10 protein-coding genes are annotated in these 18,772 nt (G+C 66.2%); 6 read left to right on the forward strand and 4 right to left on the reverse strand.

Annotated elements, in window-relative coordinates; all coding sequences use genetic code 11:
- The 6 genes from EAH73_RS08100 (at position 1) to EAH73_RS08125 (ending at position 10,767) form a co-directional block, all read left to right on the forward strand.
- Positions 1–1,611, forward strand: coding sequence for a RagB/SusD family nutrient uptake outer membrane protein (locus EAH73_RS08100; protein WP_140465998.1), 1,611 nt, complete (start codon positions 1–3; stop codon positions 1,609–1,611).
- Positions 1,612–1,650: 39 nt separating this feature from the next.
- Positions 1,651–2,790 (forward strand): SusE domain-containing protein, encoded by a 1,140-nt coding sequence (locus tag EAH73_RS08105; protein ID WP_140465999.1) that lies wholly within the window; start codon positions 1,651–1,653, stop codon positions 2,788–2,790.
- A gap of 17 nt (positions 2,791–2,807) precedes the next feature.
- Positions 2,808–3,986 carry a glycoside hydrolase family 76 protein gene (locus EAH73_RS08110; RefSeq protein ID WP_205012978.1) on the forward strand — a complete coding sequence of 393 codons (1,179 nt, stop codon included), beginning with the start codon at positions 2,808–2,810 and terminating at the stop codon, positions 3,984–3,986.
- 97 nt (positions 3,987–4,083) lie between these two features.
- On the forward strand, positions 4,084–6,288 hold the full coding sequence (locus EAH73_RS08115) for a GH92 family glycosyl hydrolase (RefSeq protein ID WP_140466000.1): 2,205 nt from the start codon (positions 4,084–4,086) through the stop codon (positions 6,286–6,288).
- Between the two features lie 211 nt (positions 6,289–6,499).
- On the forward strand, positions 6,500–8,974 hold the full coding sequence (locus tag EAH73_RS08120) for a glutaminase family protein (RefSeq protein WP_140466001.1): 2,475 nt from the start codon (positions 6,500–6,502) through the stop codon (positions 8,972–8,974).
- 278 nt (positions 8,975–9,252) lie between these two features.
- Positions 9,253–10,767: a DUF4394 domain-containing protein gene (locus tag EAH73_RS08125; RefSeq protein ID WP_140466002.1), complete on the forward strand. Its 1,515-nt coding sequence runs from the start codon at positions 9,253–9,255 to the stop codon at positions 10,765–10,767.
- 234 nt (positions 10,768–11,001) lie between these two features.
- Here EAH73_RS08125 and EAH73_RS08130 read toward each other — a convergent pair whose 3' ends face one another.
- From EAH73_RS08130 to EAH73_RS08145, 4 genes are all read right to left on the reverse strand, one after another.
- Positions 11,002–12,672 carry an alkaline phosphatase family protein gene (locus tag EAH73_RS08130; RefSeq protein WP_140466003.1) on the reverse strand — a complete coding sequence of 557 codons (1,671 nt, stop codon included), beginning with the start codon at positions 12,670–12,672 and terminating at the stop codon, positions 11,002–11,004.
- Positions 12,673–12,824: 152 nt separating this feature from the next.
- Positions 12,825–13,916 carry a phosphatidylinositol-specific phospholipase C1-like protein gene (locus EAH73_RS08135; RefSeq protein ID WP_140466004.1) on the reverse strand — a complete coding sequence of 364 codons (1,092 nt, stop codon included), beginning with the start codon at positions 13,914–13,916 and terminating at the stop codon, positions 12,825–12,827.
- Between the two features lie 9 nt (positions 13,917–13,925).
- Positions 13,926–15,533: a RagB/SusD family nutrient uptake outer membrane protein gene (locus EAH73_RS08140; protein WP_205012979.1), complete on the reverse strand. Its 1,608-nt coding sequence runs from the start codon at positions 15,531–15,533 to the stop codon at positions 13,926–13,928.
- A 23-nt stretch (positions 15,534–15,556) separates the two neighbouring features.
- Positions 15,557–18,508 carry a SusC/RagA family TonB-linked outer membrane protein gene (locus EAH73_RS08145; RefSeq protein WP_205012980.1) on the reverse strand — a complete coding sequence of 984 codons (2,952 nt, stop codon included), beginning with the start codon at positions 18,506–18,508 and terminating at the stop codon, positions 15,557–15,559.
- Between the last annotated feature and the right edge of the window lie 264 nt (positions 18,509–18,772).

Raw genomic sequence — 18,772 nt, forward strand, 5'->3', positions numbered from 1 at the left:
ATGAACCGCACCATCCGCTACACCATCCTGCTCGGGGCCGGGCTCGGCCTGAGCCTGGGGGCCTGCCAAAAGCTGGACCTGCCGCCCACCGACCGGCCCACCGACGCCACCTTCTGGAGCCAGCCCGCCGACGCGGCCAACGTGCTGAGCACCTGCTACGCCGGCCTCTACCCCAGCGAGTACTTCTTTTTCAACGAAACGCTGTCGGACAACGCCTACAACAAGAGCGAAGTCGACGGCTCCAATTCGCGCAACATTGCCGAGGGGGCCTACGGCACCAACCAGCAGCGCATCACCAACGAGTGGGGCTTCCACTACGGCGGCATCCGCAGCTGCAACCAGGTGCTGGCCCACATCGACCAAATTGCCACCCTCGACGCCACCCTCAAGGCACGCTACATCGGCGAGGCGCGGGCCATCCGGGCCTACCACTACTTCCAGCTGATGACCTGGTACGGCGACGTGCCCCTAGTGACCACCGAAATCACCACCGCCGAGGCCCAAGGCCTGACCCGGACGCCCCGGGCCGAGGTGCTGGCCTTCGTGCTGGCCGAGCTCGACGCCGCGGCCGCCGCCCTGCCCCTGAACACGGCCTACGGCGCCGCCGACAAGGGCCGCTTCACCAAGGGCGCGGCCCTGGCCCTGAAGGCCCGGGCCCTGCTCTACGAAGGCCGCTGGGCCGACGTGGTGGCCGTCACCAGCCAGTTGGTGGGCGGCCAGGTGGGCAGCTACAGCTTGTTTCCGAGCTACGCGGGCGTGTTTTCGCCGGCTAATGAGAACAACAGCGAAGTGGTGCTCGACTTGCAGTACGCCTTTCCCTCGCGCACCTACGCCCAGCAGCGCGCCTTCATTCCGCGCACTGAGGGCAAGCTGGTCTCGTCCATCGCCCCTTCGCAGGAGTTGGTAAATGACTACCTCACCGCCAACGGCAAAGCCATCACCGAGGCGGGCTCGGGCTACGACGAGGCCACGCCCTACGCCGGCCGCGACCCCCGCCTGACGGCCACGCTCGTGTACGACGGCTACGCCTGGAAGCGCCCCGACGGCTCCACTTTCGTGATCCGCACCGTGCCCGGCACCGGCGACAACTCCATCGACCGCGCCGACGCCAGCCCCACCGGCTACTACGTGGCCAAGTACTTCGACCCCACCGCCGACGCCAACCTCAACTCGGGCCTGAACCTGATTTTGATCCGCTACGCCGACGTGCTGCTGATGCAGGCCGAGGCCAAGAACGAGCTGGGCCAGCTGGCGGCCACCGACTGGGACGCCACCGTGGGGGCCCTGCGCCGGCGCGCGGGCTTCACCGACGCGGGGGCCCTGGCCTTCCCGAGCGGTGGCCAAACCGCCCTGCGCCAGGCCATCCGCCGCGAGCGCCGCACCGAGCTGGCCATGGAAGGCCTGCGCGTGTTCGACCTGCGCCGCTGGCGCACGGCCGAAACGGCCCTCAACGGCTTCCTCCACGGCATCAAGGCCGGCGACCCGGGCGTGGACAACGGCTACCTGCGCGTGGACCAGCGGGCCTTCGACCCCGCCAAGCACTACCTCTGGCCCGTGCCGCAGCGCGAGCGCGACATCAACCCCGCCCTCACCCAAAACCCGGGCTGGTAAGCCCCTTCCTTCCTCCACTGCCTCCTCCTCCCTATCCACATGAAAAAGCTTTCCTGGCCCCTGCTGCTGCTGTTGTTCACCGTTGGCCTGCTTTCCGGCTGCCGGAAAGACGACGGCGGGCTCAACGAAACCATTACCCCGGTGACGAACCTGCTCGCACCGGCCACGAACATTTACGTGCGCCTCGACCCGCCCTCGAACGCGGCCGTCACGTTTGAGTGGGGCCAGGCGCGCGCCGTCGATGGCACGCTGGTGCTCTACGAAGTGGTGTTTGACAAAGAAGACGGCGACTTTTCGAAGCCGCTCTACAGCACCACTTCGGGCAGCAACGGCCTCGACACCAAGCTGGTGCTCACCCACAGCGACCTCAACCGCATTGCCAACATTGCCGGCATCAAGTCGTCGGCAACGGGCAAGCTGAAGTGGACGGTGAACGCCTCCAAGGGTGTGAACGTGGTGACCAGTGCCGAATCGCACATGATGACGCTGGAGCGCCCCGCCGGCTTTGCCACGCCGCCCCCGGTTCTGTACCTCACCGGCTCGGGCACCGAAGCCGGCACCAACCTGGCCCAGGCCCTCAAGTTCAAGAGCTTGTCGGCGGGTGTGTTTGAGCTGTATACCAAGTTGGGCCCCGGCGACGTGAAGCTAGTGGACGCCACTACCGGCACGCCCACCAACTATTACATCGACGGCAACAAGCTGATGGAGGGCACCCAAAGCCCCAGCCCCGCCGCTACGCCCAAGGTGTACCGCGTGCGCCTGGACTTCAACAACGCCGCGGCCACCCTCACCGAGATTGAGTCCATCGGCCTGTGGTTTGCGCCCGAAAACAAAGTATTGGTGACGCTGCCCTACGTGGGCAAGGGGGTGTGGAAAGTAGAGAACACGCCCCTGGAATTCCACCAGGAAAGCTGGGGCCGCGACGAGCGCTACAAGTTCCTGTTCATGGAGAAAAACGCGGCGGGCGCCAGCAGCAAGCAGTACTACGGCAGCACCAACTCCGACAACCAGCCCCCCACGGCCAGCACGGCGGCCGCCTACTACGCGCTGGTGCCCGTGAGCGACGCGCAGTACGACTACTCCTACAAATTCCCGAAGGAGGCCGACAAGAAGAACATTGACGTGACCGTGCGCCTGCAAGCCGACGGCCCCTACACCCACCAGGTGGTGGTGCGCTAAGCTAATTTCCTACCCTTATGCTCCCCTTCCCTATGTTCCGGTTTCCTGCGCTTTCCCGGGCCTGTTGCGGCCTGCTGCTGGGCGGGCTGCTGCCGGCCTGCCACGAGCCCGTGGACGACTACATTGCGCCGCCGCGCCCGCCGGTGGCCGTGGTGGTCACCAACTGGGCGGCCCGCGCCGACTCGGCCCAGGCGGCCCTCACCCAAGGCTTTTGGGCCCCCACCGGCCGCTTCTACCAGAAGAACAACGCCGGCGACCAGGCCTTTAATTACTGGTGGCAGGCCCACGGCCTCGACGTGCTCAGCGACGGCTACCAGCGTACCCAGGTGGCCGATTACCTCACCCAGATGCGGGCGCTGGAGCAGGGCATCAAGGCCAAGAACAACAACACGTACCTCAACGACTACTACGACGACATGGAGTGGCTGGCGCTGGCCTCGCTGCGCGCCTACGACCTCACCCGGGAAGCGGAGTACAAGGCCACCGCGGCCCTGCTGTGGGCCGACATCAAGCTGGGCTGGAACGAGCAGCAGGGCGGCGGCATCGCGTGGCGCAAAAACCAGCGCGACTACAAAAACACGCCCGCCAACGCCCCCGCCGCCATCCTGGCCGCCCGCCTCTACGCCCTCGACCGCAACCCCGACGACCTGGCTTGGGCCCAGAAGATTTACGCCTGGGAAAAGAAAACTCTGGTGGACCCCGCCACCGGCGCCGTGTGGGACGGCGTGAACCGCCAGGGCGACGGCCAAATTGACAAGGACTGGCGCTTCAGCTACAACCAAGGCGTGTTCCTCGGGGCCGGGCTGGCCCTGTACCGCGCCACCCAGCAAACCAGCTACTTAGAAGACGCCACCCGCACGGCTGCCTACGTGCTCAACGACGGCCAGCTCTCGCCCGGCGGCGTGCTCAAGGACGAGGGCACCGGCGACGGCGGCCTGTTCAAGGGCATTTTGGTGCGCTACCTGGCCCAGCTGGCCACCGAGCCGGCCGTGAGCGCCACCAACCGGGCCAACTACGTGGCGTTTCTCAAGTTCAACGGCCAGAGCCTCTACCAGCGCGCCACCCGCCGTCCGCAGTTCCTGTTCAATACCAACTGGACCGCCGCGCCCAGCGGCACCGTGGACGCCTCCACGCAAATGAGCGGCGTGATGATGTTCGAAATACTGGCCGACTTGCAAGCGCGCAAGCTCCTGTAACGCCAAAAGGTGGGGGCCCCGGAACATTTCTGGGGCCCCCACCTTTTTTTTGAGCCCTGAGGCTACCTGCGGGGCCCTAAACTCCTTACCCGTTCCTATGAAGTTCGCCAACCTGCGCCTAAGCCACCTACTCACGCTCGCCGCTTTGGGCGCTTTTTCCTGCACCAAGGTGGCCCCGTCCGGGGGCCCCGGCGGGGCCGGCCGCTCGGCCGACGGCCCCGGCCGTTTCGTCAACCCGCTCATCGGCACGGCGGCCTTTACCGACCCCAAGCTGGTGGGCTACGTGGCGCCGCCCGACTGGCACGGCGTGTGGGCCGGGCTGGTGTTTCCGGGCAGTGCCCTGCCCAACGCCATGGTGCAGCTGAGCCCCATTACGCAGTTCAACACCGGCTCGGGCTACCAGTACGAAGACTCGGTAATTCAGGCCTTTGCCCACACCAACAAGGGCCACTGGAACCTGTGCCACTTGCCGGTGCTGCCCGTGGCGGGCCCGGCCGGGGCCGCGGGGCCCTACGCCTCCCGCTTTTCGCACGCCACCGAACAGGCCGCGCCCGGCTACTACGGCGTGACACTCAAGGACTACAACGTGCAAGTGCGGCTGACGTCCACGCTGCGCTGCGGCCTGCACCAGTACACCTACGCCCAGGCCCAGGACCGGCGCGTGGTATTCAAGCTGGGCCGCTCGAACGAGAACGTGAACGACTGGTCCCTCGAAAAGGTGGGCCCTTCGGCCGTGCAGGGCTTCCAGAAAACCGGCGACCAAACCGTGTACTTCTACGGCCAGCTCAGCGCCGGCATCCAAGACGTGGCCGTGCAGGGCAAGGGCACCAAGGAGGGCGTGGCCGTGCTGCGCCTGGCCGACGGGGGCCCCAAAACCGTGGAGCTGCGCGTCGGCATCTCGTTCGTGAGCATCGAAAACGCCCAGCAAAACCTGGCCCAGGAGCTGGGCACTCGCTCCTTTGAGGAGGTGCGGCGCGCCGCCGCCGCCACCTGGGACCAGCTGCTGACCAAGGTGGCCGTGACGGGCGGGACGGCCCAGCAACGGGGCATGTTTTACACCTGCCTGTACCGCTCGTTTCTGTGGCCCGCCCTGCGCAGCGACGCCAACGGCGAGTACCGCGACGTGAAAGGCGCGGTGCAAAAGGCCGACTTCCAGTATTATACGCTGCCCTCGCTCTGGGACACGTACCGCAACAAGGACGTGCTGATGAGCATGCTCGCGCCGGGCGTCACGGCCGACATCATCAAGTCGATGCAGGACATCGGGCACAAAACCGGCTTCATTCCCACCTTCTTCCACGGCGACCACGCCGCCTCCTTCGTGGCCGGCGCCTACCAGCGCGGCGTTACCAACTTCGACGTGCCGGACGTGTACCGCCTGCTGCTGCACAACGCCAACGTGGCGGGCGGCACGCGGCCCCACCTCCCGGAGTACCTCGAAAAAGGCTACATCGCCACCACCGAAGTGCCCGCGCCGAACGTGGAAACCCCGGGCAGCGCTGGCGTGTCGAAAACGCTCGAGTACGCCTACGACGACTACGCCGTGGCCCAACTGGCCAAGGCGCTGCACGACACGGCCCAGTATAGGGCCCTGATGGCGCGCTCGAAAAACTACCGCAACGTGTTCGACCCCGGCACCAAGTTCATGCGCGGGCGCCTGGCCAACGGCCAGTGGGTGAAGAACTTCAACCCCCAGTACCCCTACTACGAGTATATGTACCGCGAAGCCAACGCCTGGCAAGTGTCCTTCTTCGCCCCGCACGACATGCCGGGCCTGGTGGCGCTCTACGGGGGCCCCCGGCCCTTCGAGGCGAAGCTGGATTCGTTGTTCACCGTGCCCTGGAACCCTACCTATATTGCCCGCAACGTGTCGGGCTTCATCGGCCAGTACTGCCACGGCAACCAGCCCGACCACGAAACGCCGTTCGCGTACTACTACGTGGGCAAGCCCGAAAAATCGCAGCAGCGGCTCGACGAAATCATGGCCAAGTTTTACAACACCGGCGAAAAAGGCCTGGCCTTTTCGGGCATGGACGACGCGGGCGAGATGTCGGCGTGGTACGTGTTCAGCGCCACCGGCCTCTACCCGCTCTCGGCGGCCGATGCGCAGTACATCGTCACGCTGCCCGTGTTCGACGAAGTGCGCTGGACCATGCCTAACGGCAAGGTGCTGACGGTGAAGAAGTCCGGCGCCAGCCGCAACCTGAGCGCCATCCGGGTGAACGGGGCCCCCAGCGCGGGCTACTTCGTACCCCACCAGCTGTTCCAAACGGGCGGCCAGGTGGAGGCCGTGGCCCGATAAGCCCGGCCTGGGGCCCCGGCGGCTGGGCCCTGGTTGTTGCTTCCCGCACGCAACCCCAGGCCCTCAGCAACTGCCTTTGCGCCAGCAACTCCGCGGTAGTACCGCGGGGCCGTTGGCGCAAATTCCTTAAGTTTCCGGCCCATTCCTTTCCGCGGGAGCTGCGCGGGTGCACCCCGCGCGGCCCCCGTTTCCACCCCTTACCCCCGTTGCCATGCTATTGAACCGAGTTTTGTGTCCCCTGCTCCTGGTGGGGCTTGGTGCCGGCAGTGCCGCTGCCCAGGCGCTGCGCCCCCCCGCCTACCCGCTCATCACCCACACCCCGTACTTCAGCGTGTGGGCGTTTCAGGACGAGCTGGCCGGGGGCCCCACGCGGCACTGGACCAGCGAGCCGCAGGCGCTCGAAGGCGTGGTGCGGGTGGATGGGCAGGCCTACCAGTTCCTGGGGCAGGGCACGCCCGCGCTCCGCGCCCTGGTGCCCACCGCGCAGGAGGGCCCCTACTCGGCCCGCTACACCTTCGCCAAGCCAACAGCCGGCTGGGAGAAAACCGCCTTCGCCGGGGCCCAAAGCTGGAAAACCGGTCCCGCTCCTTTTACCGACGACGCGGCTAAGCCCGGCACATCTTGGAAGAGCCGCGACGTGTGGGTGCGCCGCGCCGTGGCCTTCGCCGGGCCCCTGCCCACGGGCCCGCTTGTGGTGCGCGTGTGGCACGACGACGACGCGGAGGTGTACCTCAACGGCACTTTGCTGGCCCAGCGCCCGGGCGCCAACGGCCGCTACGAAGACGTGCCCGTGCCCGACGCGGCCCGCAAAACGCTGCACGCGGGCGCCAACGTACTGGCCATGCACTGCGTAAACCCGCAGGGCGGCGCCCACCTCGACGCCGGCCTCTACGAGCAATTGCCGCAGCCGCGCGTGCAGCTGGCCCGCCAGACGGCGGTGGCCGTCACCGCCACCCAAACGACTTACACCTTCGCCGCTGGCCCGGTGCAGCTCACAGTCAACTTCCTCTCGCCGCTGCTGCTCGATGAGCTGGAGACCGTGGCCCGGCCCGTGAGCTACGTCACCTTCGCGGCCACCGCCACCGACGGCAAAACCCACCCCACCCAGGTGCTGCTGACCGAGGCCGGCACGCTGGCCAGCAACACGCCCTACCAGGCCGTGGCCACCCGCCCCGGGGCCGCCGGGGCCCTAAAATGGCAGGCCGTGGGCACCACCGCGCAACCCGTGCTAGCCACCACCGGCGACGACGTGCGCATCGACTGGGGCTACGCCTACCTGGCCGCGCCGGGCGCCGCCACCCTCGGCGCCGGCGACCCGCAGGCCCTAAAAACTACCTTCGCCAAAACCGGGACTTTGCTCGCCGGGGCCCCCGCCAAAGGCCCCGCCCAGCGCGTGGCCCAAGCCGCCGCCCTCGACATGGGGGCCGTGGCCGCCGCACCCGCCGAGCGGCACCTGCTGCTGGGCTACGACGAGCAGCAGGCCGTGCAGTACTTCGGCCAGAACCTGCGCCCCTGGTGGCGCCGCGACCCGGCCATGACCATGGACAAGGCCCTGGCCGCCGCCGAGGCCGACTACCCGCGCCTGCGCCAGAAAGCCACCGCCTTCGACCAGAAACTATACGCCGACGCCCAGGCCGCCGGTGGCAAAGAATACGCCGACCTCTGCCAACTGGCGTACCGCCAGTCCATTGCCGCGCACAGCATCGTGGCCGGGCCCAAGGGCGAGCTGCTCTTCTTCTCCAAGGAAAACTTCTCGGGTGGCTTCATCGGCACCGTGGACGTGACCTACCCCTCGGAGCCGCTGTTTTTGCTCTACAACAACGAGCTGGCCAAGGGCATGCTGCGCTTCATCTTCGAGTATTCGGAGTCGGGGCGCTGGAAGAAGGACTTCCCGGCCCACGACTTGGGCACCTACCCCCAGGCCAACGGCCAAAAGTACGGCGAAGACATGCCGGTGGAAGAAGCCGGCAACATGCTGATTCTGACCGCCGCCGCGGTGAAGGTGGACGGCAAGCCCGACTTCGCCCGCGAGCACTGGCCCACGCTCACTAAGTGGGTGGGCTTTTTGAAGCGCGACGGCTTCGACCCGGCCAACCAGCTCAGCACCGACGACTTTGCCGGCCACCTGGCCCGCAACACCAACCTATCAGTAAAGGCCATCATGGGCATTGCCTGCTACGGGCAAATGGCCCGGCAGCTCGGCGACACCAAGACGGCCGACGAGTACACCGCCCTGGCCCGCGACCTGGCCCAGAAGTGGGTGCAGATGGCTAAGGACGGCGACCACTACGCCCTGACCTTCGACAAGCCCGCCGGCTCGTGGAGCCAGAAGTACAACCTGGTGTGGGACAAGGTGCTCGGCCTGAATATCTTCCCGCCCGACGTAGCGCCGCAGGAGCTGGCCTTCTACCTCAAGCACCAGCAGAAGTACGGCCTGCCCCTCGACAGCCGCAAGACCTACACCAAGTCGGACTGGATTATGTGGACGGCCACGCTGGCCGCCAACCCCGCCGATTTTAGGGCCCTGGTGGGCCCCGTGTGGCAGTTTGCCAACGACACGCCCAGCCGCGTGCCCCTCAACGACTGGCACGAAACCACCAACGCCAAGCAGCAGGGCTTCCAGGCCCGCTCGGTGGTGGGCGGCTACTTCATGAAGCTGCTGGCCAACAAGCTGGAAGCCAAGTAGGCGCCGGCCGGCGCACTTTCCAGCCCGAGCAGGCCGGGGCCCCGTGGGGGCCCCGGCCTGCTTTTTTTATGAGCAGCGCCGGGCCAGCCGGCCGGCTAAATCCTTGGTTGGGGGCCCCGGCGGCAGTGGGGCGGCTGGAAACGCAGGAGCTATAAGACGGTCTTTAATGTCATTTTAATGCCTATAAATCAGTGATTTAATAGCATTTTTTGAATTATCCAATCTGAACCTTAATGGGCTCCGTAAGGCAAGGCATATTCACCAAAACTTCATCTCGCATGAGATATTCTTTGCTTAAGAGCGTTGGCTCGCTTTCCCTGCTGATGGGCATGACCGGCTTCTTTACCGCCTGCCAGGACGATTCGGACACGGTTACGGTCAACAAAATTGACTTGCCTTTCCAGGCCCTCACCGACAATAACCAGCTGCTGGCCTTCAACGCCAACAACGTAGCCACGGCCCCAGCGGCCGTCACGATTACCGGGCTGCAAAGCAACGAGCGCATCCTGAGCGTGGATTACCGCCCCGCCACCGGCCAGCTCTACGGCCTGGGCAGCACCAGCCGGCTGTACGTCATCAACCCTACCACCGGCGTGGCCCGGGCGGTGGGCGCCGGGGCCTTCTCGCCGGCCATTAACGGCACCACGGCCACCATCGACTTCAACCCCACCGTGGACCGCCTGCGCCTGGTGAGCAGCACGGGCCAGAACCTGCGCCTGAACCCCGAAACCGGGGCCGTGGCCGCCACCGACGGCAGCATCAACGGCGTGACGGGGGCCACTGTTTCGGCCGTGGCCTACACCAACTCGGTGTCGGGCGCGTCGGCCACGGTGCTCTACGACATCGACCCCGCCACCGATAAGCTCTACCGCCAGGACCCGCCCAACGACGGCACGCTGGTGGCCATCGGCGACCTGGGCGTGAACGCCACGGGCCTGGCCGGCTTCGATATTTCGGCCGTGGACAACAACGCATTTGCCGCCCTGGTGGTGGACAACCGCTCGGGGCTCTACAAGATTGACCTGGCCACGGGGCGCGCCGCGCGCTACGACAACTTCCCGGCCAGCACCAACGTCATCGGGGTGGCCATCCCGACGCAGGCGGTGGCCTACGGCGTCGATGCCGACAACAACTTCGTGGCCTTCAACCCCAGCGCCCCCCAAACGCAGGTGGCCAAGCCCCTGACGGGCCTGCAAACCGGGGAGCGCCTGGTGGGCCTCGACATGCGGCCCGCCAACGGCCAGCTCTACGGCCTGGGCAGCACCAACCGCCTCTACACCATTAACATGGCCAGCGGGGCCGCCGCCGTGGTGGGCACGGTCACCCTGCCGCTGACGGGCACTAACTTCGGCTTCGACTTCAATCCCACCGTGGACCGCATCCGCATCGTGAGCGACGCCGGCGTGAACCTGCGCGTGAACCCCGCTGACGGCGTGGCCATCGTGGACGGCACCCTGAACCCGGGCACGCCCAGCGTAACGGCCGCGGCCTACACCAACAACTTCGCGGGCGCCACCACCACCGTGCTCTTCGCCATCGACTCCAATACGGACCAGCTCTACCGGCAGGACCCGCCGAACGCGGGCACCCTCGTCGCCCTGGGGGCCCTGGGGGTGAACACCACCGGCGTGAACGGCTTTGACATTGGCGGCACCAGCGGCACCGGCTTCGCCGTGCTCACCGTGGGCACCACCGCCAGCGTGTACACCATCAACCTGGCCACCGGCGCCGCCACCAAGGGCACCGACCTGCCCCGGCCCTTGCAGGCCATGGCCGTGGGCCTGGGCTTCTAGCCCCACTGGGGCCCCAGCGCCCCGCGCTTAACCACAAAAAAAGCTCCTCAAATCGAGGAGCTTTTTTTGTGGTTAAGCGCGGGGCCTATGCCCGGGATTTACGCAGGCAGCCCTTTTTTCGCCCCGGCGGCGCAGCTCATTAACGCCGGACGCGCGCTCGTGCGCTAGCACCCGGGAGCCGGACGGCCGCGAGCCGACACGGGGCCGGGGGCCCTGGTGGGCCCCCGCCCCGCGCTACTTGCGGCGGCCGCTGGGGGCCCCGGCGGGGCTGAGCACCTCCACGATGGGCTGGCCGGTGCAGGCGCTGGGCAGCTTGCTGTTCAAAATCATAGCGGCCGTGGGGGCTATGTCGGTGATGGTGTGCGGGGCGAAGCTGACGCCCGGCGCGATGCCCGCCCCGAACCAGAGCAGCGGCACGTGGCTGTCGTAGGCGTAGCCGGTGCCGTGGCTGGCGCCGGGGCCGATGTCGCCGGTCCAGCCGGGCAGCAGCTCGAAGCGCACGTCGCCGAAGCGGGGGTAGTAGAAGCCGGCTTGCAGCTTGGCCTCAAGGTAGGTGGTGTAGCTGGCGTTGAGCAGCTGGGTGGTGGTGTTTACCTGGGCCACGCCGGGCAGGTCGCGCACGAAATCGGCCACGAGCTGCTGGGCACGGGCCAGCTCCACCTTGCGGCGGGCCAGCAGCGGGCGGTTGAGGTAGAGCATGTTGCCGCGCAGGGTTTCGAGCCACTGGTCGGGCCCCAGCTGCTCGTTGAGGTAGGCGGCGGCGCCTTTGGCCAGCGCCTCGGTGGAGAACGCGCCGGTGGGCGCGTGGCGGTCGGCGAGGTAGCTGGTTACTTCGCTCGCGCCGTGATCGGCGGTGAGGAACACGGTGTAGTTGCCCTTGCCCACGGTCTTGTCCAGGGCTTGCAGCAGGCGGGCTATTTCAAGGTCGAGGCGCAGGTACAGGTCGTTCTCTTCCTTCGACTGGGGCCCGAAGGCGTGGCCCACCGCGTCGGGGCTGGAGTAGCTGAGGGCCAGCAGGTCGGGCACGTCGTCGCGGCCCAGGTCAGTGCCTTGCAGGGCAGCCAAGGCGAAGTCCGTCAGCAGGTTGTCGCCGTAGGTGGAGGCGTATACGGTTTCGTAACCAGGCCCGCTGAGGGGGGCCAGCTTGGCCAAATCGTAGGGGAACGTGGCCGCCGCCTTGCCCTTAAAGGGGCGCTCGTAGCGGTTCGAGTCGGGCAGGCTGTTGCGGTAGGCCTCGGGGCCGCGCAGGGGGCCCCAGGTTTGCTGGCGGTAGTAGTCGGCGCGCTTCTGGGCGTTGAAGGCCTGCACCCAGGCGGGCAACGCGGGCACGTAGTAGGTGCTCGAAATGAAGTTGCCGCTGGCTACGTCCAGCCAATACGCGCCGTCGGCCATGTGGCCGGCGGGCAGCGCCGAGGCGCGGTCTTTCAAGGACAAGGCCAGCACCCGGGCGCGGCCACCGGTCACCATCTTCAGCTCGTCGCCGAGGGTGGTGCTCAGCTGGTTGCGGGCCGATACGCCCATGCCCTTGCCCTGGCCGCCCACGAGCTGCACGGTGCTGTCGTCGGTGCAATACACGTCGCGGCGCAGGCGGCGGTCGTACCACGAGTTGCCCACGATGCCGTGGTAGCGCGGCGTGGTGCCCGTGTACACGGAGGAGTGGCCGGGCCCCGTCACGGTCGGGATGTAGTTGTACTGCGTGTTGCGGCACTCGAAGCCCTCGCGTAGCAGCCGGTTGAAGCCGTCGGGCCCGAACTGGTCGCGGAAGCGGGTGAGGTAGTCGGGCCGCATCTGGTCGACCATGATGCCCACCAGCAGCTTGGGCACGGGCGGTTGGGCGGGGCGCGGGGCAGGCAAAGCCGGCGCGCTCAGGAGCAGGCCAGCGGCCAGCAAAAGGTATCGAGTCATAAGCAAAGAAGGGGCCCCAGCCCGCAAAGGTCCCGCTTGGGGCCCGGCGAATTGTTACTCCAATAATATTTTATTGCCCAAAAGCCGGCCGCTGGGGCCCCCGGGCAACCCGGCTGGGGCCCCAGCGGCTGGTTCCTGCGCCCGGCACGCCGCTATTTAGCCGCAGCGGCGGGGCGGCCGGTGCTGACGGGGTTGGGCCGGAAGTAGGTGCCGCCCGCAAAGCTGATGGCGTAGGGCGACGTGAAGTGCGTGCTCGGCGCGTAGTAGTCGGTGCTGATGATTTGGGCCCCCGACGCCTCGGCAGCTTCGAAGCTGGTTTTGTCGTTGCGGCGCGCCTCCTGGGTGTCGCTGTCGGCGCGCGAGCGGATGATATAGCCCTTCTCCACCAAGGCTTTGATGGCGGCCTGGTCCTTTTTCGCGTTGTTCAGGATGTGGATGGCGGCCTCGGGCGTGCCGGGCTCGGCATCGGCAAACAGCACCCGGCCCTTCAGCGACGGGTGGCCCTGGATGTAGGTAGCGCGCTTCTCGCCCAGCTCGTCGAGCACGAACACGAACTTGCCCTGGGCGGCGCGTAGCGTGGGCCAGTGGCGGTGCAGCACGGCGGCCTCCAGGGTGGGGTATTGGCCGCGCACCTGGTCGGGCGTGATGAGGTTATCGGCCCCCAGGTTGTCGAGAATCTCCTTGTCCAACGCGTCGAACACGGCCGCCGTGAAGGGCTCGGGCACCGTGAGGCCGGGCTGCTTCAGGGCCTCGGTCTTGGCGTTCATGGTGATGAACACGGGGTGGTGCGCGGGGTGCGCCGCCGACCACTTCTTCAGCTCCAGCAGGGCCAGCTTGAAGGTGGGCGCGTTGCTGCGGTAGTCAAGGTCCTGGATGTGGAACACCTTGAAGCCGGGCTGCTGCATCAGGCCCGCCGCGTCGTAGGGCGGCTGGCCGGGGGCCAGGTCCAGGCCCTTGGGGTGGGCGTACTTGCCGCCCTTGGTGTCGGCGTACACGTCGATTTCCAGCGCCAGCAGGCCCTTGTTGAGCTGCTCGGTCAGGCTCAGGTGCTCGTAGTCGATTTTGCTCATGCTGGCCGAATCGGACTTTTGGAGCACCCGGAACAGCTTGGGGTCGATGGCTTGCTTGTAGCTGTTGTGCGAGCCGATGACCTGGATTTGGTTCAGCAGCGGCTCGGGGGCCCGCCGGGGGGCGGCGCCGAGGGCCCCGGCGGCCAGGGCCCCCAGGAGAAAAATAGGTTTCATAAAATAAAGCTAGTAGCCAGGGTTCTGCTGCAAGTTGGTGTTCAGCCGCAGCTCGATGGTGGGCACGGGGTAGAGGCGGCGGAATGTGCTTTTATCCATCTTCAGCGCGTCGTTGGGCAGCGGGTACTCGGTTTCGAACTGGCCGAAGCGGATGAGGTCGTTGCGGCGCCAGCCTTCCCAGCTCAGCTCGCGGGCGCGCTCGTCGAGCAGGCCGCCCAGGGCGATGCTGGCGGCGGCGGGGGCCCCAGCGCGGGCGCGCACCTTGTTCACGAGCACCAGCGGCGTCTGCATTTCGCCGTTGCTGGCGGTGGCCGGGGCCCCGCGCAGGATGGCTTCGGCCTTCATCAGCAGCACGTCGGCCAGGCGCAGCACGGGCACGTCGTTGCCATTCAGGCGGGTGGCCTGGATGATGGCCGGGTCGGGGTAGAACTTGATGGAGCGCACGCCCTCCGACTGGGTGGCCAGGGTGTTGCCCAGGTCCATGGGCTTGGGCGGCACCAGCGTCAGCACCGGGTTGATGACGATTTGGTCGGTGGTGTTGGGGTAGTACACCGGCGTGGTGGTGAAGCCGCCGTTGCCGTCGGGCACGAACTGGGGCCCCGACAGCCAGGTTTTGGTGCGGGCGTCGCCGGGCAGGTTGAAGCGGGCGTAGAACTCGGGCGTGGTGCTCATGGCAATGCTCAGGCCCACGTTGAAGCCGTAGGCCTGCGTGAGGTAATAGAAGAAGCCAAAGCGCGTGAACTGGTTGCCCGGAATCTGCTGGTCGTAGGGCACGGCAAACACGGTTTCCCGGATCTGGGGCCCGTTGTTGGGCAGAAAGATGTCGCGGTAGCGCGCGTCGAGGGCGTAGTTGGTGTTGGCCTGCACGCTGTCGGCCATGCGCACCACGTCGGGGTAGCGGGCGGGGGCCCCGTACACCTCGGCGTTGAGGTAGAGCTTGGCCAGCAGCGCGTACACCATGCCCTTGGTGGGGCGGCCGTACTGCTGGGTGTTGGTGGCGCTGGTGCCCGACTTGGCCGGCAGCTTCGGCGTGAGGGCCTTCAGCTCGCTCTCGATGAACTCGTACACCTTGGCGCGGGGCTGCGTGGCGGGCAGCGGGGCCGTGGGGTAGTCCGTCACGATGGGCACGTTGCCGTACAAATCCAGCAAGAAGAAGTAGTACAGCGCCCGCATGGCCCGGATTTCGGCCAGGCGCGCTTCCTTCTCGGCCGCCGTGAAGTTGAACGTGTTCGTGACGTTGAGCAGGCGGTTGCAGGTGGTGATGCCGCCGTAGGCCCACTGCCAGATGGTGAGCACGTTGGGGTGGTCGGGCGTCCAGGTGTGGTAGTGCAGCTGCCGGTACTGGCCGCCGTCGTCGAAGTTGCCGTCGCGGGCCGGCAAAATGGCCTCGTCGGTGGCCAGCGTTTGCATGCGCCAGTAGGGCACGGCGTAGTTCGACGAGAGGTTGGCGTAGATGGCGCCCACTGAGGCGTTGTAGTCGCTGAGGGTGGTGGGGAAGTTGGCGGCCACGAACTGCGACTCCACGGGCACGTCCAGCACGTTTTTGCAGCCGAACAGGGCCCCGGCCAGCCCGCCGGCCAGCAGCAGGGCGCGGCTTGTTGCGTAAATCTTTTGCACGATCGTATAAAGGGGAAGCGCGATTAGAAGGAAGCCGATAGGCCTAGGGTAAACGTCCGGGTCTTGGGGTAAAAATTCTGGTTGTCGATGCCCGGCGTGAGGCCCCCGATGTTGATTTCGGGGTCGATGCCCCGGTACTTGGTGACGATGAATAGGTTGTTGCTGCTCACGTAGAAGCGCAGCGCCTGCACGTATTGCGTGTGCGGCCGCAGGGTGTAGCCCAGGGTGGCGTTGTCGAGGCGCAGGTACGAGCCGCTCTCCAGGAAGCGGTCGGAAATGAGGTAGCCGTTGATGTCGTTGAACGACTCGCCCAGCGTGAAGCGCGGGATGTTTTGCAGGCGCGCGTCGGCGGGGTTGTTGAGGCCAGCCAGGGTGGCGTTCAGGATTTTGTTGCCATACACGCCGCGCACCAAGAAGTTCAGGTCGAAGGCCTTGTAGGTAAAGGTGTTGGCCCAGCCGTAAATCAGCTTGGGCTGGGCGCTGCCCACTTCCTGCATGTCGGTGGTGAGGGGCTGGGTGGCCGTCACGCTGCCGTCGGCCTTCTGGTAGGTGCTCACGCCCTGCTCGTTTTTGCCCAGGTAGTGCCACAGCTTGAAGGTGCCGAGCGGCGAGCCGGGCTGCACAATCTGGCTGTAGTTGCCGCTCTGGCCCTTGCCGCCGAGCTGCGCCGTCTGGATGTAGGGAATCGTGAAGCGGTCGGTGCTCAGGTTGTCGATGCGGTTGGTGTTGTGCGAAAAATTCAGCGACGAGCGCCAGGTGAAGGCCCCCGTTTGCACCGGCACCACGCTCAGGGCCACCTCGATGCCGCGGTTGGTCATGCTGCCCACGTTGGCGGTGTAGGTGGTGTACTGAAACTCGGTGCTTGACACGGGCAGCACGTCGTCAATCAAGTCGCTGGTTTTCTTGATGTAGTAGTCCACCGAGCCCGTGATGCGGTTCTTGAACAGGCCGAAGTCCAGGCCGATGTTGGCGGTGGCGGTGCTCTCCCACTTCAGGTCGGGGTTTTCGTTGCGCACGGCGTTCACCACGTTCGAAATGGCGCCGTTGTTCAGGTACTTGCTGCTGCCGGGCGGCGTGCCGTAGATGAGGATGGCCGAGAAGGCGTCGAAGCCCTGGCTGTTGCCCGACACGCCGTAGCCGGCCCGCAGCTTCAGGTCCGAAAACAGGTCGCGGCCCCGCATGAACTCCTCGTTGATGATGCGCCAGCCCACGGCCGCCGTGGGGAAGTAGCCGTAGCGGTTGTTCACGCCGAACACCGACGAGCCGTCGCGCCGCAGCGACACCTGCGCCAGGTAGCGGTCGCCGTACTGGTACTGGGCGCGGGCGTACTGCGAGAGGAGCCGCAGGGTGGAAATGGGGTTGTTGTCGAATGCAATTTGCGCCAGCGACGACGGGTTGGACAAGTACAGATTATTGAACCCCAGCGCGTTGTTGGCAAAATTCTGGGTCGTGATGCCGAAGCCGTCGTTGGTGCGGTCCTGCTGGTACGAGTAGCCGGCCAGCAGCTGCACGCTGTGCAGGCCCAAGGTGCGGTCGTAGTTGGCGTAGGCCTCCAGCACGTCGTTGGTGTTCACGTACTCGGCGCGGCGGGCCACCCCGCCCAGGTTCACTGCCAGGCCCGACTGGCTGTTGAGGTAGCTGCTGTAGTTGGTTTGGGCGCGCTGGGTCGAGCCGCTCAGCGTGAATTTCAGGCCCGTGAGCACGTCCACCTGCACCAGGCCGTTGACCAGCGTTTTGCTGTCCTTGGTCACGTAGGTGTTGTTGTTGGCCAGCGAGAGCGGGTTGAGCGTGCCCTGGCCCGTGCGGGTGTAGTTTTCCTTGTAGCTGCCGTCGGCGTTGTAGGGGCTCACCGTGGGCAGGTAAAACAGCATGCCCGGCAGCACCTGGGCCTGCGGAATGTCGTTTTGGGTGGTGCTGCTATTGATGATGTTCACGCCCAGCTTGAGGCGGTTGTTGAAAAAGCGCTGGTTGATGAACCCGCGGTAGATGAGGCGCTCCAGCGACGTATTAATTAGGGCCCCGTTGTTTTTCAGGTAGTTCACGCTGGCGCCGTAGTCCGTGGCGTTGGCCGAGCCCGCGAACGAGAGGTTGTGGTTGGTGGCGTAGCTGGTGCGCTCGATCAGGTCCTGCCAGTTGGTGTTCGAGCCGTCGTCGTCGGTGGGCGTGGTCAGGGGCCGGGTTTTGTTGTCGGCCAGGTACTGGCGCAGCTCGTCGCCGCTGAGCACGTCAATCTTTTTCGACACCTTGGCCAGGGCCCCGTAGGCGCTGTAGGTGAGGCGCGACTGGCCCGGCTTGGCCCGCTTAGTGGTGATGATGATGACCCCGTTGGCCGCCCGCGTGCCGTAGATGGCGGTCGAGGAGGCGTCCTTCAGCACGTCAATCGTGGCGATGTCGTCGGGCGCCAGCAGGTCGATGCTCGCGCCCGGCACGCCGTCGATGACGTAGAACGGCTCGGTCACCCCCCCGTTCACGGTGCGGATGGTGGAGGGCCCCCGCAGCACCACCGACGGCCGCTGGTTGGGGTCGCCGCTCTTGGTGATGTTCAGGCCGGCCACCTTGCCTTGCAGCAGCTCGGCGGGCGTGGTGAGCACGCCCTGGTTGAATTCCTCGCTCTTAATGGACGTGACGGCCCCCGTGATGTCGGCGCGGCTGGCCGTGCCATAGCCAATCACCACTACGTCGTTCAGCTGCTGCGCGTCGGGCAGCAGCGTCACGTTGAGGCTCGTTTGGGCCCCGGCGATAATCTCCTTGCTCACCGTGCCCACGAACGAGAACACCAGGATGTCGGCCGGGCCGGTGGTTTTGATGCTGTAGGTGCCGTCGGTAGTGGTGGCCACCGCCGCGGTGCCATCCTTGAGGCGCACCGTGACGCCGGGCAGCGCCGCATTCTTCTCGTCGGTCACGGTGCCCTTCACGGTCTGCTGGGCCAGCGCCGCCGCCGGGGCCCCCAGGGCCAAGGCCAGCGGTAAAAGCACGCAACGGACGTTTTGGGCAACAGGTTTTGAAAAGTACTGATTGGTCATATAATCCCCGTTTTGGTGGGTTCGTGGAATGGCCAGCAAAACACGGACGGGGCCATTATTTTAAAATGACGCGCAGATTACCGTTGTATTTGACGCAGAAATTACAGCACTTAACCGCTGCACTACCGGGATCCCTACCCCACCGCTGGCGGGCCGAAACGGGCCTTAGGCAGCCTTAAAGCTCACCTAACATTCACATAACATTGCCGCAATACG

Origin of the sequence: Hymenobacter nivis, assembly GCF_006439025.1 — a bacterium.
GTDB lineage: Bacteria > Bacteroidota > Bacteroidia > Cytophagales > Hymenobacteraceae > Hymenobacter > Hymenobacter nivis_A.

Excerpts from the sequence above, each read along its gene's own strand:
- EAH73_RS08130 (WP_140466003.1), bottom strand. The coding sequence starts at position 12,672 with ATGACTCGATACCTTTTGCTGGCCGCTGGCCTGCTCCTGAGCGCGCCG.
- EAH73_RS08115 (WP_140466000.1), top strand. The coding sequence starts at position 4,084 with ATGAAGTTCGCCAACCTGCGCCTAAGCCACCTACTCACGCTCGCCGCT.
- EAH73_RS08110 (WP_205012978.1), top strand. The coding sequence starts at position 2,808 with ATGCTCCCCTTCCCTATGTTCCGGTTTCCTGCGCTTTCCCGGGCCTGT.
- EAH73_RS08105 (WP_140465999.1), top strand. The coding sequence starts at position 1,651 with ATGAAAAAGCTTTCCTGGCCCCTGCTGCTGCTGTTGTTCACCGTTGGC.
- EAH73_RS08100 (WP_140465998.1), top strand. The coding sequence starts at position 1 with ATGAACCGCACCATCCGCTACACCATCCTGCTCGGGGCCGGGCTCGGC.
- EAH73_RS08125 (WP_140466002.1), top strand. The coding sequence starts at position 9,253 with ATGAGATATTCTTTGCTTAAGAGCGTTGGCTCGCTTTCCCTGCTGATG.
- EAH73_RS08135 (WP_140466004.1), bottom strand. The coding sequence starts at position 13,916 with ATGAAACCTATTTTTCTCCTGGGGGCCCTGGCCGCCGGGGCCCTCGGC.
- EAH73_RS08120 (WP_140466001.1), top strand. The coding sequence starts at position 6,500 with ATGCTATTGAACCGAGTTTTGTGTCCCCTGCTCCTGGTGGGGCTTGGT.